Consider the following 26,839-nt stretch of genomic DNA (forward strand, 5'->3'; position numbering starts at 1 on the left):
CTTAGTCGGTTGCTACTGTCTCATTTTGGCTCAGGCCCGTGCCGCGATTTTCAGCAGCCCGTCCAGAATGGCCGCCGCGAGTGGGTTCTCCTCGCAGCTTTCTAGCTTGAAAGTCGAGGCGACGATCTTGCCTTTGCCGAGCCGCTTTTCAATGACGAAGGCGGCGGGGTTCTGCACCCATCCGACGACCAGACCGGCATGAACGCGGCCTTGGAATTCCCACGGGCGGAAGCCTGTCATCACCTGTTCCGGCACGACTTCGGTAAACGCGAGGTCGAGTAGCGGACCACCCGGAATATCGGGGAACGCCGCGCGGTCGAGCCAACTGAAGTTGCCCACCCAGTCACCACGGAAGATCGACTTGTGGCGGTTTTGCAGCTGGTATCCCGGGAAGGTGAAATAATGGCCCGAAGTCATCCCGCCCGCACCGGGGTCGATCTCGATCGAGGTGGGACCATCGCGCGGTTCGGTGTCGTCACGCAGACGGCCCGGTTCCTTGTCGATCAGTTGCAGCACATGCGCGCCGGCATGAACCGCGTCGATCAGCTCGGGGGTCAGCACATCGGTCATAATGATCTGTTCGCCCGCCGCGTAGCCCAGAGCGCCCATGCGGCCCGCCCATGCGCCGCTCGCTTGGACCGTCACATCCGCCGCCTGACGTTCGCCGAACACCATGAGGCGTTCGTCCGAGGTCGCGATCTGCTGCCCGTCAGGACCGGTGAGGGTGAAGGTCACTTCCACCTGACGCGTCTCTCCCGCCGCGATGTCAAAGCTGGCGTCGACGGTCGCAACGTCCAGCGCATCGACGCTCGGCGCATCCGCGCTGCCCGTCTGCCCTTCGGCCGTCCACGACAGGACAGAGCCCGCAGGCACCGTGCCGCCACCGGCGGACAGGGAAACGGTCGTGCGATACGTCTCGCCCGCCTTGGCCCAGTGACGACGGAAGCGCGGCGCGATCACGACGTCGGTGTTCACATCGGCGAACTTGTCCGCGAAGGGCCGCAGGTTGCGGGACATGTCCATAAGGCCGTTGCCTTCCCAGTGGACGTCGGTGAATTCGGTGATGACATAGCCCGCGATCGGGGCGTGACTGCGCATCTCCTCGATCTCGTATTTCAGGTTCTCGAACTGGTGCCACTGCACGGCGTCGATGAATTTGTCGAGTGATCCGAACACATTGGCGAGGCCGAGTTCGGCAAACCGCGCTTTGATCCCCACGGGATAGACCGCGCCGCCGGCCCATGTCGCACCGTATTCGGCCCACCACGGATTGTCGCCGTCCTCGGTCTTGAGTTTGTCGGGATGCGGCAGGCCCCAGACGCCGAATTCGGACACCACGAGCGGCTCGTCGCCGCGTTTGTTGCACTCCGGCTCGTCGGCAAAGGTCCAGTCGGCGTTGCCCGCGAACTCTTCGCACAGCAGATCCCACTCGGCGCGGCGCTCAACGACCGTGCGGTAGAAGTGGTAGTCGTTGATGTCGGTGTTCACGTGATAGTTCGGGAAACAGGCCGAGTTATCAACGACCAGACGTTGCGGATCTTCTGCACGAAGCCAGTCCACCATGTCCGACAGCCACTGACGCTGCACACCGCTTTCACGCAGGCGGGTGCCCCAGTCCTCGTTGATAATGGTCCAGGCGACGATGGAGGGGTGATTGCGGTCACGCTCCAGAATGCCTTCCATCGTGGTTTTCAGCGCTTTGGCCGACGCATCGCCAAAGGTCTCAACGTTCGGAATTTCCGTCCAGATCAACATGCCGAGGCGGTCTGCGACCTCGTAGTAGCGCGGGTCCGGCACCTTGATGTGGCAGCGGAGCATGTTGAGGCCGAGCTTCTTGGCCTTCATCAACTGGTCTTCGAGCAATTCCAGCGAGGGCGGGGTGCCGAAGCCGTCGGGGTAGTAATCCTGATCCAGCGCGCCGCGCATGTAGTACGGCTCGCCGTTGAGGTAGAACTTGCCGTCCTTCGTCGTGAAGCTGCGGAAGCCGAAGGTCTGGGTGCAGGTGTCGACGACCATGTCGCCGTCTTTCAGCGTGATATGCGCGGTGTAGAGGTTCGGCGCATCGGGCGACCAAGCGGCGACCTCGTCTAGAGTGATCGGGCCGTCCAGCGGGCCTTCGGTCACGGTTTGGCCGTCGGGGCCGGAGATACGGACCGAGCACGCGGCGTCTCCGACGATTTCGGGCGAGATTGTTACGGTTTTATCCGCAAGATTCGCGTCAATCCGTACCGAACCGATGTGCGAGGCAGCGCGGGCTTCCAAGCGGACGCTCTGCCAGATGCCGCCCTGCGGGCCGTACCAGCTCATTTTGCCGTGGGGCATTTCGGCAAAATCGCCGCCTTGGTCATAGCGTGCATCTGGGAGCGTTGCTTCGACCTCCAGCGTGAAAGTCCCGCTGTCGGGGCAGGGCACTTCAAACGGCAGCCACGGGCCGCTGTGGCGCGCGACCTCCTCGCCGTCGATGCGGATGATGGTGTGGGCACTGACCGCGCCGAAGCAGATGAACACCGACTTGCCCGCCCATTCGGTCGGAATGGTCACGTCGCGGCGATAGGTGCCCGTGCCGAACGATACGGCGAGGTCCTCGAAATTGGCCTGCCACGGCGCGGGAACGCGGGCTTCACGGCGGGTGTCGGGATCGCTGCTGTGATGGAAATCCCATGCGCCATCGAGCGACAGGGTGGGGCGGGCGGCGCCAACGGCGTGCGATGCGGAATCGAGGGTCATGGAAAGCCTATCGGAAAATCGGATCAAAAGGGGTGCGGGGCCGAACGGTGGCCCCGCGAACTGCCGCCACCCACTGCGGAGCGAGGAGCAGGTGGTGGTCAGCAGAACAAAGCGGGCGGCAGTCTGGCCGTGGGAGACGGGTCAGCCCCGCCGCCCGCCGTTTTCGTTAGCGGTTATTGCGGCGCAGGATACGCTCTACGCCCGACTGCATACCTGCGACGGCATCTTCGGGGCTGGTGCCAGCGAGCCACATCGCGGTGAACTCCGAGATCATGGCGTCATAGATGCCGCGCTCGTTCTTCACGGCAGGAATGCCGCGCGCCATCGACGGGGTCGCGGCAAAGTCCGAACGGTGCGGAAGCGCCGCGAACTCTTCGCTTTCGATGACCGAGGTATGAACCGGAAGGTGGCCGGTCATGGCCCAAGCGAAGTTGTTGTCGTCGAGGAACTTCAGGAACGCGATGGCAGCCTCTTCTTCCTCGGGCGTGCGGCTTTCATCCATCGGGATGGTCCAGCTGTGCGAGTTCGAGAAGGTTGCCGGCTGCTCATAGAGCGTCGGGAAATCGAGCGCGGTGTATTCCTGTAGCTCGGCACCGTTTTCGGCCTGGGTCGCGTAGTTGTTCACGCCCCACGTGCCGTTGACGAGGATACCCGCGCGGCCACCGATGAACGCCTGCTCTGCGCCGCCGTAGTCGAGGCCGCTGTCAGTCAGGCCTTCGTCGTACATCTGCTTGATCAGCGTCGCGGCGTTCAGGCCCTCAGGAGAGTCGATGGTGGCTTCTTTGCCGTCGGCGCTCAGAACGTCACCGCCCTGTTGCCAGACGAAGGCATCGAACATGCGCACGGCCATGCCTTCGGAGGACTGGCTCTCGATGGCGATGTAGTTCTGGCCGGTCTTTTCCTCGAATTCCTTGCCCATCAAGATCAGCTCTTCGGGCGAGGACGGCAGACGGACCGAGCCGTCTTCGTTCACGAAGCCAGCCTCTTTCATCAGGCCGACGTTCACGTGGAACAGGATCGCGTGGATGTCGAACGGCAGCGCGTAGATTTCGCCGTTATTGGTGACGTTGTTGCGTGCCGCATCGGCCCAGTCGTCAACATCGACACCGGCTTCCATCAGCTTGTTGCCGAGCGGGGTCATCAGGTTGCGGTCGGTGAAGTTCACCAGCTGCGAGGCGTGCATCACTGCCACATCGGGCATATCGCCGGTCGAGTAGGTGGCCGACAGCAGGTCGTAGTACGCGCCCCAGTCAACGGTCTGGGTGATGACGTTCGCGCCGATCTCGTTCTCTGCGTTGAACTTGTTGGTCAGCACGGTGATGATGCCGCATTCGCCGTAGGCCTCGTTGAGGTCGGTCACGCCGCCGAATTCGCCTTCGCAGTCACCGAAGAAACGGTAGAGCGTGATGTCGGTCGCGGCAGCGGGCATCGCTGCGGTCAGGGTCGTCAGGGCAACGGAAGCTGCCAGTGCAGTCTTTCTGGTAATTTGCATCTTATCCTCCATGTTGATGCATTTGGACGGTTTTCCGTCCGGCTTATTTCCCCGCCGACATCGCAACTCCTGCGACGATAAAGCGTTGGAATATCACGAAAAGAAGCATGATCGGGGCAGAGGCAAAGACAGCCGAAGCCATCAGGGTGCCCAAGCCTTCGGACTGGCCGAAGTTGCCCTGGATCGAGGCAAGGCCCACGGTCACCGTGTACATGTCCTTGGACGTCGCAGAGACGAGCGGCCAAAGGTAATCGTTCCAACCGTGGATGAAGGTAAACAGGCCCAGCGTCGTCAGTGCGGGCACCGACAGGGGCAACATGATACGGAGGAAGATGGTCGCGTGGCTGGCATGATCGAGGCGGGCTGCCTCCTCCAACTCACGCGGGATCGAACGGAAAAACTGGGTCATCAGGAACACGCCGATGGGAACAGCCAGCCGCGGCGTAATCAGCGCGGTGTGCGTGTTGTGCATCCCCCAATCGGCAAACATGGTGTGCAGCGGAATGAAAATCGCCTGCTCGGGCACCATCAGCCCCGCCACGACCAGCACGAAGAGCGGACGCTTGAACGGGAAGTCGAGGCGCGCGAAGGCGTAACCGGCCATGGATGAGATCACGAGCACGATGAACGTCATCAGGAATGACACGATGACCGAGTGCATCAGCCAGTTCGGCACTTTGGCGACCGTCATGACACGGGCGTAGTTCTCGATCGTGAACGGCACGGGCAGGAAGCCTGCGGTGGAGCGCATCAGCACTTCGTCCGGTTTGAACGACATCACCAGCACCCACACGACGGGGATCAGCCACACGACGGCGAACAGGGCAACGGCGACAACTATCAGACGGTCGGAGAAACGGTTTCTCATTGGTCGTCTCCTTTGCGGCCGAGCCAGAGTTGCAGCATCGAGAAGCCTGCCATCACGACGAACAGCGCAAGGGCGATGGTCGTGGCGTAGCCGACCTGCCAGTCGCGGAAGCCCGTGTTGTAGATGTATTGCACCAGCGTCAGCGTGGTGTTCGCGGGGCCGCCTTTGGTCATCAGCTGGGCCTGACCGAAAATCTGGAACTGCCCGACAATTTGCAGAACCAGCACCAGCAGCACCGTATGGCGGATACCGGGCAAAGTGATGTAGCGCAGGGTGGACCAACGGCTGGCGTGGTCGAGCTCTGCCGCCTCATAGAGTTCGTCAGGGATCTGGCCGAGCGCGGCGAGGAACAGGGCCATCGGCAGGCCGACACCCCACCAGAGCGTTGCGATCACCAACGACGGCATCGCCCATTCGACAGAGCCGAGGAAGTTGATCGGCTCCATCCCCATCGACCGGAAAATCGGCGCGATCAGACCGCGGTCGGGCGACAGAACCATCTGCCAGACCAGCGTAACCACGGTGACCGAGAAGACGGAGGACGAGAAGAACACGCTCCGCAGTACCGCGCGGACGCGGCCATGACCGTGGAGGCCGAGGGCTAGCAAGAGCGCAAGAATGGTCATGCTCGGCACGGCCATCGCGGCAAAGCGCATCGTGTTGCCGAGCGCTTTCCAGAAGTAATCGTCGTACCAGAGGTCTTCGTAATTGAAGAACCCGATCCACTCGCGATAGCCGCCCGCAAGTTCCCAATCGTGGAACGAGATGAATACGGCCTTGAACAGCGGGAAGATCAGAAAGACGCAGTAAATTATCAGGAAAGGAGCAAGAAATATCAAAGCGGCACGCCCGTCGCGGCGCATCCGCTGCGGGGTCCGGTTGGTCATGATGCCACCTTCAGCACGTTGTGCGCGGTGATCGCGTCGCCACTGCTGTCGAACACATGGATCGTTTCGGACAGTGAGCGAAACGCGATCCGGTCGCCCATTAGCGGCGAAATCCGCGTGCGCAGTTCGGCCACGATTTTGCAGCCCATATCGAGCGTCGCGTAGATCAGTTCGACGTTGCCGAGTTGCTCGACCAGATCGACCTTGCCCTTCAGCGGGCCTGCGGGATCGACGGCGATGTTCTCGGGACGCAGGCCCAACGTCACCTTGTCACCCGCCTGCGCGTGGGCGGGCGAGACCTGCACGGGAATGACCTCTCCGCTTTCGATTTTTGCGGTCGCAGCGCCGTTTGGGGCGACCTGCTGGAGCACGGCAGAAAGGAAATTCATCTTCGGCGCGCCGATAAAGCCCGCCACAAACAGGTTCGCGGGGCGGTCGTACAGATCGAGCGGAGCCCCGACCTGTTCGATAACGCCATCACGCAGCACGACGATCCGGTCGGCCATCGTCAGCGCTTCGGTCTGGTCGTGGGTCACGTAGATCATCGTTGCGCCGAGGCGGGCGTGAAGCTGCGAAATCTCGGTACGTGTCTGAACGCGGAGCGCCGCGTCGAGGTTGGACAGCGGCTCGTCGAACAGGAACACGTCAGGTTCGCGGACAATGGCGCGGCCAATAGCAACGCGCTGGCGCTGGCCGCCCGAAAGCGCCTTGGGCTTGCGGTCCAGATAGGGAGTCAGTTGCAGGATCTCGGCGGCGTTGTTCACGCGCTCCGCGATGTCTTTCTTCGCAAAGCCCATGTTTTTCAGGCCGAAGCCCATGTTTTCGCGCACCGACATATGGGGGTAGAGGGCATAGTTCTGGAACACCATCGCCACGCCGCGATCACGGGCGGGGACGGCGTTCATCTCTTTGCCGCCGATGGACACGGTGCCGCCAGAGATTTCCTCAAGGCCCGCGATCATCCGTAGCATGGTGGATTTTCCGCAGCCGGACGGGCCGACGAACACGACGAACTCACCTTCTTTGATGTCGAGTGATGCGCCATGGATCACGTCCAAAGCACCGTAGGATTTGCGCAAATCGCGCAAAGATACACCGCTCACGTCGGTCCTCCCCCTTACCTGATACGGCGGGTCTCCACCCGCTTTCCCAATCCGAATCGCATCTCCTCAAACGCGTCTCATTCGGTTAGGTTATAAAAAACGTTGTATAACTAATAATTATTAGCGTCAACCTTTGGTTTAGCTTGGCGGAGGGGGCTGGGGGTGATAAACCGCGCGGACACTTACGAAAAGGAAGCGGTTTGTCGAAAAAGCCGACCATGTCCCAGATCGCAGCGTTGTGCGACGTTTCGCAGGCGACCGTGTCGCTCGTCCTAAACAACGCGTCCGGCACCCGCATTTCGCCCGACACCCGCGAGCGCGTGCTGAAGGTGGCCGAAGAGGTCGGTTATGCGAAGTCCGCTGCCAAGAACCGCAAGCCGCCCGTTGTTGCGCTTGTCATGGATGACGTGACCGCGACTCCGATGGCCCCTGGTTTGATCGAAGGCGTCATGAGCGCGGCGGAGGAACGTGGTTACCTCGGCATGATGGCGATGCCGGGGCGGGACGGGCTGGAGCAACTGCTCGCCACCGTCAGCAAATCGCGCCTCGCCGGTGTGATCTATGGCCGCCTGATCACCCAGCCCGCAACGCTGCCCGAAATTCTGAACGACATTCCCACGGTCATGCTGAACTGCTGGGCCGAAGGGGAAAGCGTGCCGAGCGTGCTGCCTTCTGACATGGCGGGCGCGATGCGGGCCACGCTCGCACTGATCGAGGCAGGGCACAGCCGCATTGCCTGCGTCGGCGGTGAGAGCACGATCATGGCCGCGCGCGAACGCCGCAAGGGTTACCGCACCGCGCTCGCGACCAAGGACATTCCCGTCGATCCCGTGCTGATCCGCGGCGGCGCCTATTCGATTGCGGGCGGCTTTGCTGCGATGAACGATCTGCTGGCGCTGGATAACCCGCCGACCGCCGTGTTCTGCTACACTGACCGCACTGCGCTGGGCGTCTATCAGGCGTGCACGCGGCACGGGCTGCGCATTCCCGAGGATATCTCTGTCATCGGGTTCGATAACGAAAGCTACTCTGCCTCGATGGTGCCGCCACTCACCACGATGGAGCTGCCCCATTCCGACATGGGCGAGCAGGCCGTCGCCATGCTGGCCGAGCTGACCGGCGGGGGCGGGGCGCATCTTCAGCAGAAGATCGAATGCCCCATGGTGGAGCGCAAATCTGTCGCCCCGCCGTCCCACTAAACGGGCACGGCAGGTCCGAAGTCCGCCGTCGCCGACCGCACGATACAGCGGTTGTCGTCGGCAAAGTGCGCCTCGTAGTAGCGCGACGCCTCGAAGGTATCGTTGATGCGGGCCATTTCGGTCTTCATCCACGTTTTCAGGCGCTCTTTGTCCGCCGCGAAGGACGGATCTTCCGCAAGATTCGTCTGCTCGAACGGGTCGTTGTTGCGGTCGAATAGCACCTCCGCCCCGTCCACGCGGTAACGGGCGTAGGTGAAGCGGCTGTCCCGCACCGCCCGCCATTCGTGGCCGTCCTCCCATATCGCGGTCGCGCCGCAGCCCATCAGCAGGGACATCTCCGGCGCGCCATCCGCGCCTTTCAGGAAAGGCGCGAGGTTCTGCCCTTCGACATCCGCAGGCACGTCGATCCCGAGCAGCCCGCAGATGGTCGGCAGTACGTCCACCGCACCGGCGGCGAAATCGTGGGCGGCGGGCTCCAACCCCGCAGGCCAGCGGATAAAGAACGGCACGTGTGCGGCTTCCTCGTAGAAGATCAGCTTGGCCCGCCGTCCGTGCGCGCCGAACATTTCCCCATGGTCGGAGGTGAAAACGACGATGGTGTTGTCCGCTTCGCCCGATGCCTCCAGCGCGTCGATCAGGCGCCCGAACTCCGCATCCAAGGCCGCGATCTGCGCGAAATACCCGCGCCGCCAGTTCTCCAGATCCTCCCGCTCACCCGGTTTGAAGCGGGCCCAGTTGTCGCTGTAGGGATCGTCATCGGCGGCGTAGTTCGGCGGGTTCGGCATGGGGGTGTTCTTGAACATTTCCCAGTATTTCTGCGGGACGTGGTCCGGCCCCCACGGATCGTGCGGCGGGCCATAGGACAGCACAATCGCAAACGGATCGTCCGCGTCGGCGTAGCGGTTGATCGCGTCGATGGCAAAGTCGGTCTGATGCGTGGCTTCGAAGTCCGGATAGTAGATCTTCTCGGGCGTTTCTTCGTGGTAGTAGGCCGAGGGCGAGTAGTTTTCGTGGTTGAAATTATACGCCTTCCATTCCCCATCGAAGCCCAGCCTATGCGGGCCGCGCGGCACGAAGGAATTCACTGGATCGAAATGATTGCCGAACTCGTTCGCGAAGAGGTGCCATTTGCCGATGTAGCTGGTCACATAGCCCGCGCTGGTCAGCAGATGGCCGAGGCAGGTCTGGTTCGGGTGGATGCGCAACTCATTTATGACCATCCCGTGTGAGGTCGTGTGTTTGCCCGTCATCAGCGAGGCGCGATAGGCGGTGCAGACGGGCGTGTTGGACACGAACTGCCGCAGATGGGCGGCGTTGGCGGCGAAGCGGTCGATGTTCGGCGTGTGCGACTTGGCGTTGCCCGTACATCCCAGCGCGTCATAGCGCAGTTGGTCCGCAAACACGTAAATCAGGTTCGGTCGCTTGCTCATCACCCCTCCAATCATCAATTTGCAACGTTGAAAATGAAGTTTTCATATTATTGCAACGTTGAAAATGATTCTTTATCTTCGGGCGAAGGCATGGAGGTTCGGATGACCAGACGGGCGACTTTGATGGACATTGCAAAGGACTGCGGCGTGTCCGTGCGCAGCGTGTCGAATGTGGTGAACGACCAGCCACATGTGTCCAAGGCGCTCAAGGACAAGGTGCTCGCCTCGTGCCGCAAGCTTGGCTACCAGCCCAATATCGCCGCGCGAAACCTGCGTTCTGGGCGGAGCGGGATGATCGGTCTGATCGTCCCCGACGTTGGCCACCCGTACTTTGCCGCGCTCGCTCGTGCGGTCATCGACGCGGCGCGGGACGAGGGGCTGGGCGTGCTTGTCGACCACAGCGGCGGGACGCGGGAGGGGGAGGCGGCGGCACTGATGCGGGCGAATTTCCAAGGGCAGTTCGACGGGGTCATCATTTCTCCGGTTGCGACGCGGCCGGAAGAGATCGCGGAGCAGATGTCGACCAAATGCGTGTTCCTTGGGGCCTATGCGGATCAGGACGGGCTGCCCCATGTGGGCATCGACAACCGCGCGGCGGCCGAGGCTGCGACCCGTCATTTGATCGAAGGCGGAGCCACTCGCATCGCTGCCGTTGGACTGCGGGATCGCGACAGCATGGCTGACCTGCGCCTTGCTGGTTATCGCGCTGCGCTCGAAGGGGTGGGGCTGAGCGTCACGGACGATTTGCTGTTCACCGTGAGCGGCCCCGACCGCGCTGCGGGCGCTCAGGCGGCCTCTGCCATTGCCGGAATGCGCAGGCGGCCCGACGCGGTGTTCTGTTTTACGGACCTTCTGGCGCTCGGGTTGATGCAGGGACTTCAAGCGCTCGGGCTGCGCGTCCCGCAGGACGTTGCCGTCATGGGTTTCGATGATCTGGAGGAGGGCGCATACGCCACGCCTTCGCTCTCCAGCGTGGCTTTGGATCGCGAAGAGTTGGCGCGCGAGGCCGTGCGGATGCTGTCGGGCGAGGCAACGCGGCAAGTGTTGCCGCATCAGGTTCTTGAACGCGGGTCGACCCGATCAGGATGATTTGCGCGTCGTGATGTGCGCGGTCAGCGGGATCACGGCCATCAGCGCGGCGACAAGCCAGAACGCGGTCGGCAGGCTGTATGCCTCGGCCACGTAGCCGATCGCTGCCGGTCCCAGCAGAATGCCAGCGTAGCCCACGGTCGTGACAGCTGCGATCGCCATACCGCCCGGCATGATGGTCTGGCGACCTGCGGCGCTGAAGATGACGGGCACGATGTTCGCCGCTCCCAGACCGATCAGCGCAAAGCCCAGCATGGCGAAGGGCAGGCTGTCGGTCGTCAGCAGTACGGCAAAGCCCAGAACCGCGAGGATGCCGCCGATCAGCAGGACCTTGAACGAGCCGAGAGCGGCGATGATGCGGTCGCCCGTAAAGCGCCCGATCGACATCGTCACCGAAAACGCCATGTAGCCATAGCCGCCCTGCGCCGGAACGATCATGTTCTGGTCGAGCAGCAGCAGCGCACCCCAGTCGAGCAGCGCACCTTCGGCCATGAATGCAATCGCGGCGAGCAGGGCGAACAGCAGCACGATGCCCTTGGGCAGAACGAACGCGGGGGCTTCGCCGCCCTCGACGGACAGGAACTTGGGCATCGCGAAGATGATGAGGCCAATCGCGATCACGGCAGCGGTCGCGGCGGCGAGGAACGGGCTGAACCCTTGGGTCAGCAGGAAGCTGGTGAACGCCGCACCAGTGAGGCCGCCGACACTGAACATCCCGTGGAAGCCTGACATCAGCGTGCCTGCGTGTCCCTTTTCGACCTCGACCGCGTGGACGTTGATCGACACGTCGAGTGTGCCCAGCGATGCGCCCACAAGCAGCAGGCCCGCACCCAGAACCAGCGGATCATGCGCCAGCATCAGCAGCGGCAGCGCGATGGAGATGCCGAACGCGCCCGCGAGGATCATCGGTTTCGCGCCCGTGCGGCTGCTGACCACGCCGGTAATCGGCATCGCGATCATCGACCCGATCCCGAGGCACAGCAGGAGCTGACCCAGCTGGCGGTCGTCGGAGCCGGTGAACTCTTTGGCGTAGGGCACAAGCGGGGCCCAGACGGCCATCATGAAGCCGGCGACAAAGAAACCGATGCGGGTGGCGAGGCGTGTCGCGGGGGTCGAGGTGGCGCGGGGCATGGAAAACAGACTTCTTCAAAGAACTGGGGGAAATATCTCGCGCAGATGAACACGGGCGCTTGGTAAAGCAAAGGGTATTTCCCTCCACCGATGAGAGATGCGCCCCTGCATCGCGATGCGGCAGTGCAGCGAAAGGCTTGCAAATTGCCGTGTCCGCACCACAGGTTAAGAAAAGCCGCAAAGGAGATCGCCATGAAGACCGCACTCGCTCCCTACGTTCGCATTCTTGGCCGCGGGGCCAACCTCAGCCGCTCGATGACGCTGGAAGAAGCGCAGGAAGCGATGGAGATCGTTCTGCGCGGGGAAGCTGCGCCCGAGGCGATCGGCGCGATGCTGATGCTCATGCGGATGAAGGGCGAAACGGCCGAGGAGATCGCGGGCTTTGTCCGCGCCGCGCGGACCGTCGCGCCTGCCGTCGGTTTCGCCGCGCTGGATTGGCCGAGCTATGCGGCAGGGCGCACGCGCGGTCTGCCGTGGTTCTTGCTGTCGGCCAAGCTCGTCGCCTCGGCGGGGCATCCTGTGCTGATGCACGGTTGGAACAGCCACCAGAACCCTGTTGCCTCGGTCCGCGATGCGCTGCCGAAAATCGGCATCCCGACTCTGCAAAGCCGCAACTTCGGAGAGCTTGACGGCAATATCGGATACCTCCCGCTGGAGGTATTTTCGCCCGAATTGTTCGACCTTCTGCGCCTGCGCGATGTGTTCAACCTGCGCTCCTGCGTGAACACGGTGCTGCGCGTCCTCAACCCTGCCTCTGCTCGCGCGTCGGTGCAGGGCGTGTTCCACCCGCCTTATCGAGAGCTGCAACAGGATGCGGGGCGTATTCTGGGGCAGGAGGCAATGACCGTGCTCAAGGGCGGCGGCGGCGAATTCGAACGTCATCCCGCGAAGGAGGCCGCGCTGTTCGGTCTGCGCGGCGGCGAAGCGTGGGAAGGCAAAGCCCCTGCGCTGGTGGACGAACATGTGCGCCTCGCCGAGGGGGCGGAGACCGCAGATCCGGCGGCTCTGGCTGGTCTGTGGGCGGGGGAATACGAGGACCCGTTCGCGCTGTCCATCGTGCTGGGAACCGCCGAAATCGCATTCCAGACGCTCGGCGCGGATGTGAATGTCGGTGACCTCTGGGCCGCGCGGGACCGCAATATCACGCCCCTCTGAGTCCGAAAATCACGCCGCGCCTGCAAATGATTCGGTTATCCACAAGAAATTGATTCGCTGAGTCGCTTATCCCCGCGAAAGCGCTTTACAGATTCGCACCAGATGATTCACCCTAAGGTCAATGGGGGTGGACCTGACGTGCCACCGATAAGGGCAGACTTCCGCTGCCACGGATTCTGCAAGCGAGGTGAAGCCGTTATGGCTCTGACGGATCATTTCTATGAAGACGACGACCATCCTATCGATGTGGTCGAGCAGCTTGCCCTGTCGCATGGCTGGCCCGCCGACCGCATGGACGAGGATCACGTCGTCATCACCGTCGAGGGCCAGTGGCGCAACTACGCTGTCACGATGGCTTGGTCGGAGCCCGACCGGATGCTCCGCCTGATCCTGACGTTCGAAATGGAGCCGCCCGCGCACCGCGAAAACGCGCTCTACGAGGCACTGAACCACGCCAATGATCGCTGCTGGAGCGGCAATTTCACATGGTGGCCGGACCAGCGTCTGATGACCTACCGCTATGCGCTGAACCTCGCGGGCTATCAGGACGTGACCTTCGAGCAGGTCGACACGATGATGGGCGCGGCGGTTGCGGCCTGCGAACGTTTCTATCCCGCGTTCCAGCTGGTCACATGGGCCGAACGCACGCCGAGCGATGCGATGGGCGTCGCCATTTCCGAGGTTGCGGGCACCGCCTGACGGGCTGCTTGCGCCTTCGGAACGAGGCTCCTATCGTTCCCCCGAATGACAGGGGAATTTTCATGAATATGGATGATTTGGCCCGCCGCGGGCTGGTTCTGCTCGGTTGCGGCAAGATGGGCTCCGCGATGCTGGCCGGTTGGCTGGCGTCGGGACTGCCTGCCGCGTCGGTCTGGGTGAATGACCCGCACCCGAGCGATTGGCTGCAAGGTCAGGGCGTGAACCTGAACGCCGAACTGCCTGCCGATCCCGCTATCGTGCTCATTGCGGTGAAGCCGCAGATGATGGCCGGTGCGTTGCCGTCGCTTCAGGCGCTGGGCAATGGCGCGACCGTGTTCCTGTCGGTGGCCGCCGGTATCGGGATCGCCACTTACGAAGAGCTGCTGGGCTCGGGCACGCCGATCATCCGCGCCATGCCGAACACGCCCGCCGCAGTCGGTCGCGGCATCACGGCGATCATCGGCAACAGCAAGGTTGGCGAGGATGCGCTCGGTCTGGCCGAGGAACTGCTCTCTGCCGTGGGGCAGGTCGTGCGGCTGGAGGACGAGAGCCAGATGGACGGCGTGACTGCCGTCTCCGGCTCCGGTCCCGCCTACGTGTTCCACCTGATCGAAACGCTGGCCAAAGCCGGCGAGGCGCAGGGCCTGTCGCCCGAACTGTCGATGCAACTGGCCAAGGCGACCGTCGCCGGTGCCGGTGTGCTGGCCGAGGAGGCAGACGACACCCCGACCCAACTGCGGATCAACGTGACCTCGCCCAACGGCACCACGCAGGCCGCGCTGGAGGTTCTGATGAACGAAGACGACGGCTTCCCGTCTCTGCTGGACCGCGCTGTCGCGGCGGCTGCCAACCGGTCGAAGGAGCTGTCCCGTGGCTGATGAAACACTGGCGTTTGACGACTTCCTGAAGGTCGATATCCGTGTCGGCACCGTGGTGAAAACCGAAGAGTTCCCCGAAGCGCGCAAGCCCGCGATCAAGATGTGGATCGACTTTGGCGGCACGATCGGAGAGCGTAAAACCTCGGCGCAGGTCACCAAACACTACACGCCTGAAAGCCTCGTCGGAAAACAGGTGATGGCCGTGGTGAATTTCGCGCCGCGCCAAATCGGCAAGTTCATGTCCGAGGTGCTGGTGCTTGGCCTGCCAGACGAAGAGGGCGGCATCGTCCTGATCGGCCCCGACCAAGCGGTCCCCAACGGAGGGCAAATGCATTGACCAAACTTCTCATCACCCGCCGCATCGCCGAGCCCGTTCTGGCGCAGGCGGAAAAGCTGTTCGACTGCACCGTTCGCGATCAGGGCGGCCTGTCGGTCGAGGAGGCAGCAGATGCGCTGCGTCACTACGATGCCATTCTGCCGACCCTTGGCGACGAATTCACCGCCGAGGCGTTCGAACTTGCGGGAGAGCCACGCTGCAAGATCCTCGGCAATTTCGGCGTGGGCTATAACCACATCGACACCGATGCTGCCGCCAAAGTGGGCGTTGCCGTCACCAACACGCCTGACGTTCTGACCGATGCGACCGCCGATATCGGGATGACATTGCTGCTCTCCACCGCCCGCCGCGCTGGCGAGGGCGAGCGGATGGTGCGCGCGGGTCAGTGGGAAGGCTTCGGCCCCAAAGTGGGTCTTAGCACGCATGTGACGGGTAAAACCGTTGGCATCGTCGGCATGGGACGCATCGGGCAGGCGGTGGCGCGCAAGTGTCACTACGGCTTCGATATGGACGTGATCTACTTCAACCGCAGCGCCAAAGAGGTCGGCCATCCCGCCAAGCGCATGGATACGCTGGCCGAACTGATGGGCGCTGCCGACTTCGTGGTCGTCACTGTTCCGGGCGGCGCAGAGACGCGCAAACTGATCGACGCGGATGCGCTGGCGGCGATGAAGCCGGAGGGCATCTTCGTCAACATCTCGCGCGGCGAAGTCGTGGACGAGGCCGCGCTGATCGACGTGCTGAAGCGCGGTGCGATCACGGGCGCGGGCCTCGACGTCTACGAGAACGAGCCGCATGTTCCTGCCGACCTGATCGCGCTGGAGAATTGCGTGCTGCTGCCGCACCTCGGCTCTGCCACCACGGAAACGCGGCAGGCGATGGGGCAGATGGCGCTCGACAACATCATCGCTTGGAGCGAGGGGCGCGAGCCGCCGCAAAAGGTCAATTAAGAGAAACCCCCGCCGCTGATCCGGCGGGGGTTTTTGCTAGTGATTGTGCGTATTGGAGGATTAAATAGGCAGGCTATCCATGCCCCTTGTTCATGAGTGATCCCACCTATGCCGCTTCACCGCGACGACCTTCCCGACCTGATGGCCTTCCTCGCCGTTGCCGAGGAGCGCAGTTTTACCCGCGCTGCGGCCCGTCTGGGAACGTCGCAAAGCGCGCTGAGCCATGTGATCCGCCGTCTGGAAGAGCGGATGGACATGCGCCTGCTCACGCGTACCACGCGGCATGTGGCGCCGACCGATATCGGGGAGCAATTGCTCGCCAGCCTTCAACCCGCGTTTCGCGGGATCGAAGAGCGACTGGCCGACCTCGATGCGTTACGCGCAGAGCCGAGCGGGTCGATCCGGATCAATGCGCCGCGCTGGGCCGCCCAGAGGGTCATCATGCCAGCCGCAACTGAGCTGATGCGGGACTATCCCAACCTGCGGATCGAGGTGGAAGTAGACCAACGGCTTGTGGATATCGTGAAGGACGGTTTCGATGCGGGCGTCAGGTTGGGCGAAGAGGTCCAGCAGGACATGATCGCGGTGCGCATCGGGCCGGACATCCGCATGGTCGTCGCGGGATCGCCCACCTATTTCGAAGCGCACGGTGTGCCCAAAGACCCGCACGATCTGATGGACCACCTTTGTAACAATCTGCGCTTTGCCACGCTCGGCGGGCTTTATGCGTGGGAATTCGAGAAGGATGGGCGCGAGGTGAATGTGCGTGTGAAGGGGCAGTTCACGTCGAACGATCCCGAAGCATTGATCGGTGCAGCGCTAGGCGGGGTAGGGCTGACCTGCCTACCGAACGACCATCTGGACGAACATCTGGAAAGCGGCGCGCTGGTCGCGTGTCTTGAGGACTGGTGTCCGCCGTTTCTAGGGTATCACTTGTACTACCCGAGCCGCCGTCAGGCGCTGCCAGCGTTTCAGGCGCTCACGGAAAAACTGCGGTATCGGGGGTAGGGGCGCTGCCCCCGCGGCTTTGCCGCTCCCCCGGGATATTTTGGGCACAAAGGCAGGGTCAGCAGTCGCCGACCGCGTCGCGCCAGTGTTTGCGGCAGAGCGAGACATAGCGGTCGTTGCCGCCGATCGAGACCTGTGCGCCGAGCGTGACGACGTTGCCGTTTTCGTCTTTGCGCACGACCATGGTCGCTTTTTTCCCGCAGTGGCAGATGGTGCGCACTTCGCGCATTTCGTCGGCAAGTGCGAGGAGTGCGGCGGAGCCGGGGAAGAGGTTGCCCTGAAAATCCACGCGGAGGCCGTAGCACATGATCGGAACGCGGAGGTCATCGACTGCGCGGGCCAGTTGCCAGACCTGATCCTTCGACAGGAACTGGCACTCGTCGATGAAAACGCAGGCGCAGGGGCCTTCGTTCAGGCGGGATTCGATCTTGGCAAAGAGGTCCGTTTCACCGGTGTAAGTGTCGGCGGGGGAGCTGATGCCGATGCGGCTCGCGATGCGGCCCTCGCCTGCGCGATTATCGAATTGCGCGGTCAGCAGGTAGGTCTGCATACCGCGTTCGATGTAGTTGTAGCTTGCCTGCAGGAGCAACGTCGACTTGCCGGCGTTCATGGTCGAGTAATTGTAATAGAGCTTGGCCATGGCGGAGGAATTGGCACCCCTTGCGACTTTTTGCAAGTGGACCGGAGCCGCGGTGCGACTGGGTGTAAACACGCCAACGCGCAGGATGGGGTCGCGGCTCCGGTCCTGCGGTGCTCGGGAACAGGCACCGCATTCCGTATCTCTGGGACTGCCGAGTGGATTCGACAGGCCTTAAGGTGTTAGGTAACGACGTTATGTCGTGGATAGGTTGTGCTAATCGCTCCTGCGGTTTTCCGTCAATGACCCGCGGGGCTTTCAAAGCGCCTTAAATTAAAATTAACTCTCCAGTTGTGACCATTTAATGCAACCTTTGCAAAATGAACACAATCCCGCCTTTTGCGGACTACGACTTTGGTCGTAGGTCACTTTCGGCGGAGGATCACCGAGCCCACGGAATAGCCTGCGCCGAAGGAGCAAATCACCCCTAGCGTGTCTGCTATGCGGTCGCGCGAGTACTTGTCAAAAGCGATGATCGAGCCTGCGGACGAGGTGTTCGCGTAGTCTTGCAGGATGTTCGGCTGTTCCTCTGCGGTTGGCGTGCGGCCGAGGACCTTCTTGCCGATGTAGTCGTTCATCGATTTGTTCGCCTGATGGAGCCATAGGACGCCAATGTCCTCTGCGGTGATGCCGTTCGATTCCATGTGGTCGGCGATGTGGGCAGAGACGAGGGGCAGGACCTCTTTGAACACCTTGCGACCGTTCTGCATGAAGCGCATGTCGCGGCGGTCGTCCATCGCATCGCGGGTTGGGCGGAGGAAGCCGTTATTGTTGCGGATGTTGTTCGAAAACTGGGTCGCGCATTTGGTCGACACGACTTTCCAGCCGTCCTGACCTTCGTCGCGTTCCAGCAGCACTGCCGTGGCCACGTCACCAAAGATGAAGTGACAATCGCGGTCGCGCCATTCGAGGTGGCCAGAGGTGATCTCGGGCGAGATGACCAGCGCGCGGCGTACGGAGCCCGCGCGGATCATGTCGGCGGCGGTCTGGATGCCGAAGGTGGCGGAAGAGCAGGCGACGTTCATGTCGAAGGCCATACCGCCCGCGCCGAGGAGTTGCTGGATTTCCACGGCCATGGCGGGGTAGGCGCGTTCCATGTTCGATGCGGCGCAGAGGATCAGGTCGATTTCGCTGCCTGCGACGCCTGCGCGGTCCAGCGCTTTGTTCGCGGCTTTCATACCGATTTCGGCCATCATGGACGGCTCTTCGTCGCTGCGTTCGGGGTAGCGCGGGTACATGCGGGTCGGGTCGAGGATGCCGTCCTTGGTCATGACAAATCGGCTGTGGATGCCGGAGGCGGCCACGATGAATTCGGCGCTGGAGTGGGGTACGGGCTCTTTGTCGCCGGCGGCGATGGCGTCCGCGTGTTCGGCGTTCTGGAGATCGGCGTAGGCGTTGAACGCCTCGACCAGTTCGTCATTGGAAATGGAATGCTCCGGCGTGAAAACACCGGTCGCGGTCAAAACGACGTCGTACATGTGGCCTCCTGCGCAGTGCCCTCAAGCCTGCGGCCAACTGTACGGATTGTCCAGAATGACGGTGGGTCGCAAAAAGAAAAGGCCGGTCAGTGTGACCGGCCTTTGTTGTTCTTATGCCTGAAGGCTGCGGACGTTGATGTCGCCTTCCTTGCGGGCCATCATGGCCTGCGCGGCGGCGTTGGCGCCTGCCGCCGTGGTGAAGTACGGCAGCTTGTCGTAGAGCGCGACCGAGCGGATTTCACGGCTGTCGTTGACGGCTTGTGCGCCTTCGGTGGTGTTGAACACCAGTTGGACCTGACCGTCTTTCAGCAGATCGACGATGGTGCGGCCACCTTCGTAGACCTTGTTGACGATCTCGCACTTCACGCCGTTCTCGGTCAGCCAGCTTGCGGTGCCGCGGGTCGCGAGGATGCCGAAGCCGAGCTCGGTGACGATCTTGGCCGCGTTCAGCATCTCTTCGCCCTTGTCGCCATCACGGATGGAGATGAAGACGTTGCCCTCTTCCGGCAGGTGCGAGCCAGCGCCCAGCTGCGCCTTGAGGAAGGCGCGCGCGAAGGAGCGGTCCCAACCCATGACTTCGCCGGTCGAACGCATTTCCGGGCCGAGGATGGTGTCGACACCCGGGAAGCGGGCGAACGGCAGGACGGCTTCCTTGACCGAGAACCACGGCGTGTTCGGGTCGGCCAGTTCGAACGGGTCGCCCTGTTCGATGGTTGCCATCGGGTCCATGTCGGCCGGGTAGGGCGCGCGCTTGGGGAAGTTCGACATCGGCTCGCCAGCCATGAGGCGGGCGGCGATCGACGCGATGGCCGAGTCGGTTGCCTTGGCGACAAACGGGACGGTACGCGAGGCGCGCGGGTTGACCTCGATGAGGTAGACGTCGCCGTCCTTGACTGCGAACTGGACGTTCATCAGGCCCTTGACCTGAAGAGCGAGCGCGAGGGCTTCGGTCTGGCTGCGGATCTCTTCGATGATGTCCTGCGACAGGGTGTGCGGCGGCAGGCAGCAAGCGGAGTCGCCCGAGTGGACGCCTGCTTCTTCGATGTGCTGCATGATGCCGGTGACGTGGACAGTTTCACCGTCGCAGAGCGCATCGACGTCGACCTCGGTCGCACCCGAAAGGTAGCTGTCGAGCAGGACGGGGCTGTCGCCCGAAACCACAACGGCTTCGCGGATGTAGCGGTCGAGTTGCGCCTGATCGCGGACGATTTCCATCGCGCGGCCACCCAGAACGTAGGACGGGCGGATGACCAGCGGGTAGCCGATGTCCTTGGCGATTTCCATCGCCTCGGCGTCGGAGTGCGCGATGCCGTTGTGCGGCTGCTTGAGGCCGAGACGGTTGACCAGATCCTGGAAACGCTCGCGGTCTTCTGCAAGGTCGATCGCGTCCGGCGAGGTGCCGAGGATTGGGATGCCTGCTTCGTCCAGCGCATTCGCCAGCTTCAGCGGGGTCTGACCGCCGAACTGGACGATCACACCGTGCAGTGTCCCGTTTTCCTGTTCGACGCGCAGGATTTCCATCACGTGTTCGAAGGTCAGCGGTTCGAAGTACAGACGGTCCGAGGTGTCATAGTCGGTCGACACGGTCTCGGGGTTGCAGTTGATCATGATGGTTTCGTAACCCTGATCGGTCAGAGCGAAACATGCATGACAGCAGCAGTAGTCGAATTCGATACCCTGACCGATACGGTTCGGGCCACCGCCGAGGATGACGACCTTTTTGCGGTCGGTCGGGCGGCTTTCGCATTCCACGTCGCCCATCGCGGGGGCTTCGTAGGTCGAATACATGTAAGGGGTCTGCGCTTCGAATTCGGCGGCACAGGTGTCGATACGCTTGAACACGGCTTTGACGCCGAGGTTCTGGCGCGCGCGGCGTACGTTGTCTTCGTCGCGGCCGGTCAGCTTGGCGAGGCGGGCATCGGTGAAGCCCATCATCTTGATGCGGCGCAGGCCCTTTTCGTCAACCGGCAGGCCGTTTTTGCGAATGACTTCTTCGGCTTCGACGATTTCACGGATGCGCTCGAGGAACCACGGATCGAACGAGGTGATCGCGATGATCTCGTCGTTGGTGAAGCCGTGACGCATTGCCTGAGCGATGGTGCGCAGACGGTCGGGGGTCGCTTTGGACAGCGCAGCCGAAACGGCGGCCTTTTCCGGTGCGCCCGGAATGTCGACTTCGTCAAAGCCGGTCAGACCGGTTTCGAGCGAGGCGAGGGCCTTCTGCATCGACTCGTGGAAGGTACGGCCAATGGCCATCGCTTCGCCGACCGACTTCATCGCGGTGGTCAGGTAGGGCTCGGAGCCTGCGAACTTCTCGAATGCGAAGCGCGGGATCTTGGTGACAACGTAGTCGATGGTCGGCTCGAACGAAGCGGGCGTCACCTTGGTGATGTCGTTGTCCAGTTCGTCGAGGGTGTAGCCGACAGCCAGCTTGGCCGCGATTTTCGCGATCGGGAAGCCGGTCGCCTTCGAGGCCAGTGCGGACGAACGCGACACGCGCGGGTTCATTTCGATGACGACCATGCGGCCGTCCTTCGGGTTCACGGCCCACTGGACGTTCGAACCGCCGGTCTCGACGCCTATCTCGCGCAGAACCGCGATCGAGGCGGAGCGCATGATCTGGTATTCTTTGTCGGTCAGGGTCAGTGCCGGAGCAACGGTGATCGAGTCGCCGGTGTGAACGCCCATCGGGTCCACGTTTTCGATCGAACAGACGATAATCGCGTTGTCTGCTTTGTCGCGGACAACTTCCATTTCGTATTCTTTCCAGCCGAGCAGCGATTCATCGACGAGGATCTGGCCCACCGGCGATGCGTCCATGCCCGAGCGGCAGTAGTATTCGTATTCTTCGCGGTTATACGCAACGCCGCCGCCCGTACCGCCGAGCGTGAACGCGGGGCGGATGATGGCCGGAAGACCGATTTCTTCTAGAGCGTCCATCGCGAGCGCGAGGCCGGCCTTGAGGTCTTTCTTGCCTTTGGCGTCGGTCGGCGCGGTGACGATGGTGGCCTTCGGATTTTCGATGCCGAGGCGGTCCATCGCTTCGCGGAACAGTTTGCGGTCTTCGGCCATTTCGATGGCGTCGCGCTTGGCGCCGATCATCTCGACGCCGAGGCGGTCGAGAACGCCCATGTCGGCAAGTGCCAGCGCGGTGTTCAGACCGGTCTGACCGCCCATGGTCGGCAGCAGCGCGTCGGGGCGCTCTTTCTCGATGATCTTGGCGACGACTTCGGGCGTGATCGGCTCGATGTAGGTCGCGTCGGCCAGACCGGGGTCGGTCATGATCGTCGCGGGGTTCGAGTTTACGAGGATGACGCGGTAGCCTTCTTCGCGAAGGGCTTTACACGCTTGGGCGCCCGAATAGTCGAATTCGCAGGCCTGACCAATGATAATGGGCCCCGCCCCGATGATCATGATCGACTTGATGTCGGTTCTCTTCGGCATTGGACCCTCATTTTTTCTGGCAGCGTACGTTGGGGCAGGCAGCACCCAAATTGTTGGGCGTTATAGACAGTACGAGGCAAGGTGCAAGAGGATCGAAACGGGAATCTGACATGTCGCTTTTGCTCTGTTCCCCGATTGTCTGCTGTTCTATCCGTTCGCTAACGCAAGCAACAGGTGCTCAACGTGTGGATTCAGTTTGATCGTGGACCAGATGGCGCTCCGGCAGCCTTTGATTCTCCGCGAAAAATCATCGAAGCCCATACGCCGGACGAGGTTCCGGCTGCTCTGGATGCGCTGGCTGATGTCGATGGCTGGCTGGCCGGTTACTGCTCTTACGAGCTTGGTTACGCGCTGGAGCCGAAATTGCTCCCCCTGATGCCCGAAGGTCGCAAACTGCCGCTTTTGCGGTTCGGCGTTTATGATTCTCCGGTCCAAGGCAAAGCGTTCGAGGGGCAGGGGCATTTGGCTGACATCACGCCCGTCTGGAGCGCAGAGGACCACGCCGCCGCGATATCAGACGTGCGCGACTATATCGGCGCGGGCGACATTTATCAGGCCAACCTGACCTTTCCGATCAATGCCAAGGCAGCCGGCACGCCCGAGGGGCTGTATCATTCGCTGATGCAGCGGCAGGCGGTCGGGCATGGCGCGCTGGTGCTTCAGGACGACTGCCCCGCGATCCTTTCGCGCTCGCCGGAGCTGTTCTTCCGCACGGACGGCGGCATGATCGAAACGGTCCCGATGAAAGGCACCCAGCCGCGCGGCGCGACGGCTGAAGAAGACACGGCCATCGTCGAATGGCTGCGCAACGATGAAAAGAACCGCGCAGAGAACCTGATGATCGTGGACCTGCTGCGCAACGATATCAGCCGCGTCAGCAAGCCGGGGTCGGTGCACGTCCCCGACCTGTTCCGCGTGAATACCTTTGCCACCGTTCACCAGATGGTCAGCCGCGTGAAGGCCGAGCTGATGCCGGACATGGGGCTCGCCGATATCCTGCGGGCGCTGTTCCCGTGCGGCTCGATCACGGGCGCGCCCAAGGTCCGCGCGATGGAGATCATCCACGAGCTCGAAGTTGGTGCGCGCGATATATACTGCGGCACCATCGGATGGTGGGCGCCTGACGGGCGGTCGGAATTCAACGTGGCGATCCGCACTGTCATGTTGGACGGCCAGCAGGCCAAGCTAAATGTAGGAGGCGGGGTCGTCTGGGACTCCACCGCTGCATCCGAATACGAGGAAGCCCTATGGAAAGCCCGCTTCGCGGAACTGCCCCCGATGACTGCCGACTGATCGAAACGATGGGGCGCGATGGCGATGCCGTCCGCTATCTGCCGTTCCACCTTGACCGTATGGCAGCCGGAGCTGAGGCGCTGGGGTATCCTTTCGGCCGCGCACTGGCCGAAGAGTTGCTGTCCGAGCTGCCCGAAGGCGGGCGCATCCGTATGACGCTGGGCGCGACGGGCGATCTGTCCGTCACGGGCGGGCACCTCGACCCCAACCCCGACCAATGGCGCGTCATGATCGCGGCGGAGCGTTTGCAGTCAGGCGATCCGTGGTTGCGGGTAAAATCGACCAACCGCCCGCTCTACACCCGCCTGCGCGAAGTGCTGCCCGAGGGCGTCGACGAATACCTCTGCCTCAATGAAAAGGACGAGGTCTGCGAGGGCACGATCACCAATATCTTCGTCACCACCGCCGAGGGTGAGCGCCTGACGCCGCCCGTTTCCAGTGGTCTCCTACCGGGCGTGCTGCGGCGGCATCTGCTCGAAAACGGGTACGAGGAGCGGGTTCTGCACCTCTCGGACCTCATCGAGGCGCGCGAAATCCACTTCGGGAACGCTTTACGTGGCTTGATTCCCGCGGTTCTGCTGCCCGTCGCTTGACATCGGGCGTTCAACCCTGTGTATCGGCGCGGAACCCCCGTAACCCAAGGGATACAAGATATGCACGCCTACCGCTCCCATACCTGCGCGCAACTGACCAAAGATAACGTCGGCGAAACCGTTCGCCTGTCCGGCTGGGTCCACCGCGTGCGTGACCACGGTGGTATCCTGTTCATCGACCTTCGCGACACTTACGGCGTGACCCAGGTTCTGTGTGACCCCGACTCGGCTGCTTTTGCCGACGTCGAAAAGGTCCGCTCGGAATGGTGTATCCGCATCGACGGCGAAGTGAAGGCCCGTGACCCCGAACTGGTGAACCCGAAGCTCCCGACCGGTGAGATCGAGGTTTTCGTTCGTGACATCGAAGTCCTCGGCGCTGCCAAGGAACTGCCGCTGATGGTCTTCGGCGATCAGGAATACCCTGAAGAAACCCGCCTGAAGTACCGCTACCTCGACCTGCGCCGCGACGTGATGCAGGACAGCATGAAGATGCGTTCGGACGTCGTGCGTTCGATGCGTACCCGCATGTGGGACAACGGTTTCCGCGAATTCCAGACCCCGATCATCACAGCGTCCTCGCCCGAAGGCGCCCGCGACTTCCTCGTGCCGTCGCGTCTGCACCCGGGCAAGTTCTACGCGCTGCCGCAGGCTCCGCAGCAGTTCAAGCAGCTGATCATGGTGTCGGGCTACGACAAGTATTTCCAGATCGCACCGTGCTTCCGCGATGAAGACCCGCGTGCCGACCGTTCGCCGACCGACTTCTACCAGCTCGATATGGAAATGTCGTTCGTCACCCAGCAGGACGTCTTCGACACCATCTCGCCGGTTTTGGCAGGCGTCTTCCAAGAGTTCGGCAATGGCCGCAAGGTCGACGCTCCGAACGAGTGGCCGCAGATTTCGTACCGCGACTCCGCGCTGTGGTACGGCACCGACAAGCCGGACCTGCGTAACCCGATCAAAATGCAGGTCGTCTCCGAGCACTTCGCTGGTTCGGGCTTTGCCATCTTCGCAAAACTGCTCGAGCAGGAAGGCACCGAGATCCGCGCGATTCCGGCTCCGACCGGCGGCAGCCGCAAGTTCTGCGACCGCATGAACGCCTTCGCCCAGAAAGAGGGCCTGCCGGGCATGGGTTACATCTTCTGGCGCGAAACCGACGGCCAGATGGAAGCCGCAGGTCCGCTCGCCAAGAACATCGGCCCCGAGCGCACCGAAGCCATCCGTCAGCAACTCGGCCTTGGCGTCGGCGATGCTGCGTTCTTCCTCGGCGGTAAGCCCGCTACGTTCGAAAAGGTTGCCGGCAAGGCCCGTACCGTCATCGGCGACGAGCTTGGCCTCACTGACAAAGACCGTTTCGCTTTCGCTTGGATCGTGGACTTCCCGATCTACGAAAAGGACGAAGAGACCGGCGCTATCGACTTCGAACACAACCCGTTCTCGATGCCGCAGGGCGGTATGGACGCGCTGCTCGGCGATCCGCTGGAAGTCAAAGGCTACCAGTACGACCTCGCATGTAACGGCTACGAACTGGTTTCGGGCGCGATCCGTAACCACAAGCCGGAGATCATGATCAAAGCCTTCGAACTGGCTGGCTATGGCGAAGAAGAAGTGAAGAACCGCTTCGGCGCGCTGTTCAACGCATTCCACTACGGCGCTCCGCCGCACGGTGGCTGCGCTGCGGGCATCGACCGTATTGTGATGCTGCTGGCCGACCAGTCGAACATCCGCGAAGTCATGATGTTCCCGATGAACCAGCGTGCGGAAGACCTGATGATGAACGCGCCGAGCGACCCTGCCAACGAGCAGCTCCGCGAACTCAGCCTTCGCATCATCCCGCAGGACGACTGATCCAAATGAAAAGGCCGGAGCAACGCTCCGGCCTTTGTTTTTATAGTGCGTGATCAGTCTTCGAGGTGATCTTCGCGCTTCTTGTCGACGAGCTTCAGTTCCTTTTCCTTGCGGGTGCGGAACTTCTCGCCGTAGCCCTTCAGTTCGCTATCGGGAATGACCTCTTTGGCGCGGGAGAAGATGTCCTCTTCTTCCTCTTCCATGTGGTGTTCGTAGTCATGCTTGAGCTGCTTGAACTTGGTGAGCCAAGCCGAGGACGACATGTCCATCTCTTGCAGCTCTTCCATCAGGTCGTCCATTTCGGCGTGTTCTTCGACCGAGTGGCGGGCGGAATCCTGACCCCAGGTTTTCGACATCAGCGGGGAGTAGAAGGTCTCTTCCTCGGCCGCGGCGTGCGATTTCACATCGTAGAAGAACTCTTTCCACGCGGTCTGGCGGTCTTCGCTGTTGCCGGTGGTTTCGGCAATCTTGTCGAGCAGCTCGCGGTGGCGTGCGTGGTCGGCTTTGATCTCATCGTAAATAGACATGGTAATCACCCAGACAAATATTCGTTTGCTGGGTAAAGCGTCACCGCTGCCTCAAGGTTCCGTGAAATG

Annotated in this window: 22 protein-coding genes; 11 read left to right on the forward strand and 11 right to left on the reverse strand. The window is 62.3% G+C overall.

The genetic code is table 11. The annotated features are described in order from the left end of the window. Positions 1 to 30: 30 nt before the first annotated feature. The 5 genes from HCZ30_RS05685 to HCZ30_RS05705 form a co-directional block, all read right to left on the reverse strand. Complete coding sequence (locus HCZ30_RS05685) at positions 31 to 2,727, reverse strand: glycoside hydrolase family 2 protein (protein ID WP_167637309.1); 2,697 nt, start codon at positions 2,725 to 2,727, stop codon at positions 31 to 33. 166 nt (positions 2,728 to 2,893) lie between these two features. Continuing rightward, the gene (locus tag HCZ30_RS05690) at positions 2,894 to 4,219 is read right to left on the reverse strand and encodes an extracellular solute-binding protein (protein ID WP_167637311.1); all 1,326 of its coding nucleotides are present in this window, start codon (positions 4,217 to 4,219) and stop codon (positions 2,894 to 2,896) included. A gap of 43 nt (positions 4,220 to 4,262) precedes the next feature. Further along, the gene (locus HCZ30_RS05695) at positions 4,263 to 5,087 is read right to left on the reverse strand and encodes a carbohydrate ABC transporter permease (protein WP_167637314.1); all 825 of its coding nucleotides are present in this window, start codon (positions 5,085 to 5,087) and stop codon (positions 4,263 to 4,265) included. Then, the gene (locus HCZ30_RS05700; RefSeq protein ID WP_167637316.1) at positions 5,084 to 5,974 is read right to left on the reverse strand and encodes a carbohydrate ABC transporter permease; all 891 of its coding nucleotides are present in this window, start codon (positions 5,972 to 5,974) and stop codon (positions 5,084 to 5,086) included. Before HCZ30_RS05700 ends, HCZ30_RS05695 begins: the two co-directional genes overlap by 4 nt. After that, complete coding sequence (locus HCZ30_RS05705) at positions 5,971 to 7,077, reverse strand: sn-glycerol-3-phosphate ABC transporter ATP-binding protein UgpC (protein ID WP_167637318.1); 1,107 nt, start codon at positions 7,075 to 7,077, stop codon at positions 5,971 to 5,973. Before HCZ30_RS05705 ends, HCZ30_RS05700 begins: the two co-directional genes overlap by 4 nt. Positions 7,078 to 7,277: 200 nt before the next feature. Here HCZ30_RS05705 and HCZ30_RS05710 point away from each other — a divergent pair, with 200 nt between their 5' ends. Further along, the gene (locus HCZ30_RS05710; protein WP_167637320.1) at positions 7,278 to 8,276 is read left to right on the forward strand and encodes a LacI family DNA-binding transcriptional regulator; all 999 of its coding nucleotides are present in this window, start codon (positions 7,278 to 7,280) and stop codon (positions 8,274 to 8,276) included. Here HCZ30_RS05710 and HCZ30_RS05715 read toward each other — a convergent pair. Further along, positions 8,273 to 9,706: a sulfatase family protein gene (locus HCZ30_RS05715; RefSeq protein WP_167637323.1), complete on the reverse strand. Its 1,434-nt coding sequence runs from the start codon at positions 9,704 to 9,706 to the stop codon at positions 8,273 to 8,275. The genes HCZ30_RS05710 and HCZ30_RS05715 overlap by 4 nt on opposite strands. Before the next feature lie 102 nt (positions 9,707 to 9,808). Between HCZ30_RS05715 and HCZ30_RS05720 the strand changes: the two genes are divergently transcribed. Continuing rightward, on the forward strand, positions 9,809 to 10,795 hold the full coding sequence (locus tag HCZ30_RS05720; protein ID WP_167637325.1) for a LacI family DNA-binding transcriptional regulator: 987 nt from the start codon (positions 9,809 to 9,811) through the stop codon (positions 10,793 to 10,795). Here the strand turns inward: HCZ30_RS05720 and HCZ30_RS05725 are convergent. Then, positions 10,787 to 11,926 (reverse strand): MFS transporter, encoded by a 1,140-nt coding sequence (locus HCZ30_RS05725; RefSeq protein WP_167637327.1) that lies wholly within the window; start codon positions 11,924 to 11,926, stop codon positions 10,787 to 10,789. The two genes, HCZ30_RS05720 and HCZ30_RS05725, sit on opposite strands and share 9 nt — an antisense overlap. 192 nt (positions 11,927 to 12,118) lie before the next feature. Between HCZ30_RS05725 and HCZ30_RS05730 the strand changes: the two genes are divergently transcribed. The 6 genes from HCZ30_RS05730 (at position 12,119) to HCZ30_RS05755 (ending at position 16,953) form a co-directional block, all read left to right on the forward strand. Continuing rightward, positions 12,119 to 13,081 carry a glycosyl transferase family protein gene (locus HCZ30_RS05730; protein ID WP_167637329.1) on the forward strand — a complete coding sequence of 321 codons (963 nt, stop codon included), beginning with the start codon at positions 12,119 to 12,121 and terminating at the stop codon, positions 13,079 to 13,081. A gap of 198 nt (positions 13,082 to 13,279) precedes the next feature. Then, positions 13,280 to 13,780, forward strand: a complete 501-nt coding sequence (locus tag HCZ30_RS05735; protein WP_167637330.1) for a YbjN domain-containing protein — start codon at positions 13,280 to 13,282, stop codon at positions 13,778 to 13,780. Positions 13,781 to 13,842: 62 nt separating this feature from the next. After that, positions 13,843 to 14,658: a pyrroline-5-carboxylate reductase gene (proC, locus tag HCZ30_RS05740; protein ID WP_167637331.1), complete on the forward strand. Its 816-nt coding sequence runs from the start codon at positions 13,843 to 13,845 to the stop codon at positions 14,656 to 14,658. Continuing rightward, positions 14,651 to 14,995, forward strand: coding sequence for a tRNA-binding protein (locus HCZ30_RS05745; RefSeq protein ID WP_348640353.1), 345 nt, complete (start codon positions 14,651 to 14,653; stop codon positions 14,993 to 14,995). The genes proC and HCZ30_RS05745 overlap by 8 nt, the downstream gene beginning before the upstream one ends. Beyond that, a complete protein-coding gene (locus HCZ30_RS05750; protein ID WP_167637332.1) occupies positions 14,992 to 15,945 on the forward strand; it encodes a 2-hydroxyacid dehydrogenase in 954 nt (317 codons plus the stop codon). Before HCZ30_RS05745 ends, HCZ30_RS05750 begins: the two co-directional genes overlap by 4 nt. A 108-nt stretch (positions 15,946 to 16,053) precedes the next feature. Continuing rightward, positions 16,054 to 16,953 carry a LysR family transcriptional regulator gene (locus HCZ30_RS05755; protein WP_167637333.1) on the forward strand — a complete coding sequence of 300 codons (900 nt, stop codon included), beginning with the start codon at positions 16,054 to 16,056 and terminating at the stop codon, positions 16,951 to 16,953. A gap of 58 nt (positions 16,954 to 17,011) precedes the next feature. Here HCZ30_RS05755 and HCZ30_RS05760 read toward each other — a convergent pair whose 3' ends face one another. The 3 genes from HCZ30_RS05760 to carB form a co-directional block, all read right to left on the reverse strand. Continuing rightward, positions 17,012 to 17,593, reverse strand: coding sequence for a thymidine kinase (locus tag HCZ30_RS05760; protein ID WP_167637334.1), 582 nt, complete (start codon positions 17,591 to 17,593; stop codon positions 17,012 to 17,014). 362 nt (positions 17,594 to 17,955) lie between these two features. Further along, positions 17,956 to 19,068: a beta-ketoacyl-ACP synthase III gene (locus HCZ30_RS05765; RefSeq protein WP_167637335.1), complete on the reverse strand. Its 1,113-nt coding sequence runs from the start codon at positions 19,066 to 19,068 to the stop codon at positions 17,956 to 17,958. Positions 19,069 to 19,179: 111 nt separating this feature from the next. Then, positions 19,180 to 22,512 carry a carbamoyl-phosphate synthase large subunit gene (gene carB / locus HCZ30_RS05770; protein ID WP_167637336.1) on the reverse strand — a complete coding sequence of 1,111 codons (3,333 nt, stop codon included), beginning with the start codon at positions 22,510 to 22,512 and terminating at the stop codon, positions 19,180 to 19,182. Positions 22,513 to 22,695: 183 nt separating this feature from the next. Here carB and HCZ30_RS05775 point away from each other — a divergent pair, with 183 nt between their 5' ends. From HCZ30_RS05775 to aspS, 3 genes are read left to right on the forward strand one after another with little or no spacing between them, the layout of a single operon-like run. Next, positions 22,696 to 23,805 carry an aminodeoxychorismate synthase component I gene (locus tag HCZ30_RS05775; RefSeq protein ID WP_167637337.1) on the forward strand — a complete coding sequence of 370 codons (1,110 nt, stop codon included), beginning with the start codon at positions 22,696 to 22,698 and terminating at the stop codon, positions 23,803 to 23,805. Beyond that, positions 23,760 to 24,398, forward strand: coding sequence for an aminotransferase class IV (locus HCZ30_RS05780; RefSeq protein WP_167637338.1), 639 nt, complete (start codon positions 23,760 to 23,762; stop codon positions 24,396 to 24,398). The genes HCZ30_RS05775 and HCZ30_RS05780 overlap by 46 nt, the downstream gene beginning before the upstream one ends. Before the next feature lie 60 nt (positions 24,399 to 24,458). Beyond that, positions 24,459 to 26,243, forward strand: a complete 1,785-nt coding sequence (gene aspS, locus HCZ30_RS05785) for an aspartate--tRNA ligase (protein ID WP_167637339.1) — start codon at positions 24,459 to 24,461, stop codon at positions 26,241 to 26,243. Positions 26,244 to 26,296: 53 nt separating this feature from the next. On the opposite strand, the gene HCZ30_RS05790 is transcribed toward aspS, so the two are convergent. After that, positions 26,297 to 26,770 carry a hemerythrin domain-containing protein gene (locus HCZ30_RS05790; RefSeq protein ID WP_167637340.1) on the reverse strand — a complete coding sequence of 158 codons (474 nt, stop codon included), beginning with the start codon at positions 26,768 to 26,770 and terminating at the stop codon, positions 26,297 to 26,299. Positions 26,771 to 26,839: the final 69 nt, after the last annotated feature.

This window comes from Marivivens donghaensis (assembly GCF_011806565.1).
In the GTDB taxonomy this organism is placed as follows: Bacteria; Pseudomonadota; Alphaproteobacteria; order Rhodobacterales; family Rhodobacteraceae; genus Marivivens; species Marivivens donghaensis_A.

Coding starts and splice junctions, on each gene's coding strand:
- HCZ30_RS05730 (WP_167637329.1), top strand. CDS start 12,119: ATGAAGACCGCACTCGCTCCCTACGTTCGCATTCTTGGCCGCGGGGCC.
- HCZ30_RS05725 (WP_167637327.1), bottom strand. CDS start 11,926: ATGCCCCGCGCCACCTCGACCCCCGCGACACGCCTCGCCACCCGCATC.
- HCZ30_RS05690 (WP_167637311.1), bottom strand. CDS start 4,219: ATGCAAATTACCAGAAAGACTGCACTGGCAGCTTCCGTTGCCCTGACG.
- HCZ30_RS05720 (WP_167637325.1), top strand. CDS start 9,809: ATGACCAGACGGGCGACTTTGATGGACATTGCAAAGGACTGCGGCGTG.
- HCZ30_RS05755 (WP_167637333.1), top strand. CDS start 16,054: ATGCCGCTTCACCGCGACGACCTTCCCGACCTGATGGCCTTCCTCGCC.
- HCZ30_RS05700 (WP_167637316.1), bottom strand. CDS start 5,974: ATGACCAACCGGACCCCGCAGCGGATGCGCCGCGACGGGCGTGCCGCT.
- HCZ30_RS05735 (WP_167637330.1), top strand. CDS start 13,280: ATGGCTCTGACGGATCATTTCTATGAAGACGACGACCATCCTATCGAT.
- proC (WP_167637331.1), top strand. CDS start 13,843: ATGAATATGGATGATTTGGCCCGCCGCGGGCTGGTTCTGCTCGGTTGC.
- HCZ30_RS05780 (WP_167637338.1), top strand. CDS start 23,760: ATGGAAAGCCCGCTTCGCGGAACTGCCCCCGATGACTGCCGACTGATC.
- carB (WP_167637336.1), bottom strand. CDS start 22,512: ATGCCGAAGAGAACCGACATCAAGTCGATCATGATCATCGGGGCGGGG.
- HCZ30_RS05715 (WP_167637323.1), bottom strand. CDS start 9,706: ATGAGCAAGCGACCGAACCTGATTTACGTGTTTGCGGACCAACTGCGC.
- HCZ30_RS05760 (WP_167637334.1), bottom strand. CDS start 17,593: ATGGCCAAGCTCTATTACAATTACTCGACCATGAACGCCGGCAAGTCG.
- HCZ30_RS05685 (WP_167637309.1), bottom strand. CDS start 2,727: ATGACCCTCGATTCCGCATCGCACGCCGTTGGCGCCGCCCGCCCCACC.
- HCZ30_RS05695 (WP_167637314.1), bottom strand. CDS start 5,087: ATGAGAAACCGTTTCTCCGACCGTCTGATAGTTGTCGCCGTTGCCCTG.
- HCZ30_RS05790 (WP_167637340.1), bottom strand. CDS start 26,770: ATGTCTATTTACGATGAGATCAAAGCCGACCACGCACGCCACCGCGAG.
- aspS (WP_167637339.1), top strand. CDS start 24,459: ATGCACGCCTACCGCTCCCATACCTGCGCGCAACTGACCAAAGATAAC.
- HCZ30_RS05765 (WP_167637335.1), bottom strand. CDS start 19,068: ATGTACGACGTCGTTTTGACCGCGACCGGTGTTTTCACGCCGGAGCAT.